Genomic DNA, 2369 nt, shown 5'->3' on the forward strand with positions numbered 1-2369 from the left:
TACAGGCTTTGAATCACATCCAGACGCTTCAAAAAAGCGTAATTCCCGACAGAACTCAAATAAACAGTCGAGTACATTTTTATGCAATGTCCCTTCTTGCGAGGATAGCTATATTATTTCTTGCGTAGATGCTGAATGGCGGAGAAATGATGCCGCGCGTCCTTATTTTCCGGGTCGAACTTCATCGCCTGACGATAAGCCATGGATGCGGCATCATACAGTCCCTGTTCTTTCAACATATGTCCATACTGTATGAGAATGCTGGGGCGGTTTATATAGCGGCGTAACATGGAAGCGTAATATTTTTCCGCTTTTGCCCATTTGTGTTTCCGCGCCGCTCGGCGTGCTGCAAAAAGCGATACCTTATCAACCAATTTCTCAAAATTACCAATCAGAGGCGTAGGATTTTCGGCTTTTCCCAAAAGGATACGGAGCAAGAATGGAGATTCCTGCTGACTTTCGAAAGAATCCTGCGAAATGGTTGCAGAAATCTTTTTGGGTGTCTCGTTCAGTAACTTTCCAAGGAATTTTATATAAGCGTTGTTGTCATCGGTCGATACGAAACCGATTGCGCTGATCCCGACATGTACGAAGGGGTAAGAACCATCAATAAGGGGAACTGGCGTCGAATTCAAGGAAATCAGAATGGTTCCATTTTTCCCAACGATACCATCAAAGTTAATGAAAGCAGGTGAAGTAGATACGTATCCGTAAGAAAAGTCCTTACCCCCACCATTACAGGAAAGCCACATTTTCTCGCGGGAAGGAGCTGCCTGAATCCTTACGAAAATCGAGATCTTTTTGCCTTGGGGAAGCTTTGTCGGCAGGTGGAGAGTTGCCTTAGGAGCAGTGGCCCAGCATCCCCAGTTTTCCAGTCGGTGCCAGCCGTAGATGCGGGTCATTCGGGCAGTGATAAGTTCTCCACCCTTTCTGCTTTGCTCAGATATATCATCATATCCGTAGAAATAGATTTCGCCGGGAGAATATATGTAGTTCCCATCAGGAGAAATATAGGCTTTTGATTCAAGATGTTTATTAATGCTGTTATAGAATTCCGTACAATAAGTTTTCCAAGTTCTTATTTCGAAATTTTTTCTTATGTTTTCCTCTAGCATTTTTATATTTTCGTAATTGGAAAATATGGATCGAAAAACTTCGTAAGTTTTTTCGAAATTATTAGGATCTATGTATTCCACACAATCTCCACCAACTTCAGGAATGGATGTCGTATCGGAGGCGATGCACGGTTTGCCATAGGCAAGGCTTTCTCCGACCGGCAGACCCCATCCTTCCGCGAAACTGGTATAGGCAGTCAGGAGGCAGTTCTTGTACAGGTAACTAAGCTCTTCATCGGAAATATTATTGAATATAAAAATCCATTTTCCTAGACCTCCGCAGATTTCTATGAAGTTTTCCAGTTCTTTTATTTCCCATCCCCATTTACCGACGAAGACAAGAGGAGGAACTGCAATATTTTTTTCACGAAGAAGTTTTTCCCATACTTTCAGAAGAAGTATATGATTTTTTCTTATTTCAATGGTAGATACGTACAGAACGTAATTATTTTTCGCAATATTAATTAATTCTGGTCTTACATTCTTATAGGTATATGAAATCTGCGGAAGTTCTGTCGGCAGTTTTATGGATTCGACAGGGATGTCAAGCTTCATCTTTGTACGTATATAATCTTTTACGTCATCACGGACAAAATCCGAATTCGTCAGGAGTAGTGTGACCTCGGCCAGAACATCCAAGAAAGTTTCCTCGAAGCGATTTGTTGCAACGGGAGCTACATATTCTGGATTTCTGATCTGTATCAGGTCATGAACAAATAGTGCAATTTTCTGTCCGTTTTCGCGTAACCTTTTCAGGAAATCATAATCTTCGTAAACCCAAAATGCTCCGGCCATGACAAAAATATCGTTTGCAGACAGTGTGATTGGTAAAATGGTTTTTCTGGCCGCTTGTTCCAGAGACTGGATATATTTGCTATCATGCTGGCCGGATTGCAGAGCGTCTACAAGCTTTTGGAAAAGCTCCACATCAATTTTGCAGATGTCTCGTGCATGGCGTTCCAGCATCACCGGCACGATTTCATGAGTTGAGAAATTTCTGTAAGTTACAAGATTCGCAATAACTCTCTGAATGCCGCTTACACTAATATTTCCAGCTTCTGCATAATACATAAAGTCTGAGATATCCAACCATATGACCGGCCTGCTGTTTTGAGCCACGCTATCCTCACTTGTGTCTGGATTTTTCACCTGATGGAAATGTCGGATAATATATAATTAATTGGAGCATTATGTCACGTTCAAGGTAACCGGCCGTTTGAGGCCGCCTTATGATTGAGGATTGTGACTGGTAAC

The 2369-nt window shown here is 42.0% G+C and carries 1 protein-coding gene; it reads right to left on the minus strand.

Going from position 1 to position 2369, the window contains the following annotated elements:
- Nucleotides 1-113 precede the first annotated feature (113 nt).
- Nucleotides 114-2264, minus strand: coding sequence for a glycosyltransferase family 4 protein (locus NJLHNGOC_RS15390; RefSeq protein ID WP_206059821.1), 2151 nt, complete (start codon nucleotides 2262-2264; stop codon nucleotides 114-116).
- Between the last annotated feature and the right edge of the window lie 105 nt (nucleotides 2265-2369).

The organism is Novacetimonas cocois (genome assembly GCF_003311635.1).
GTDB lineage: Bacteria > Pseudomonadota > Alphaproteobacteria > Acetobacterales > Acetobacteraceae > Novacetimonas > Novacetimonas cocois.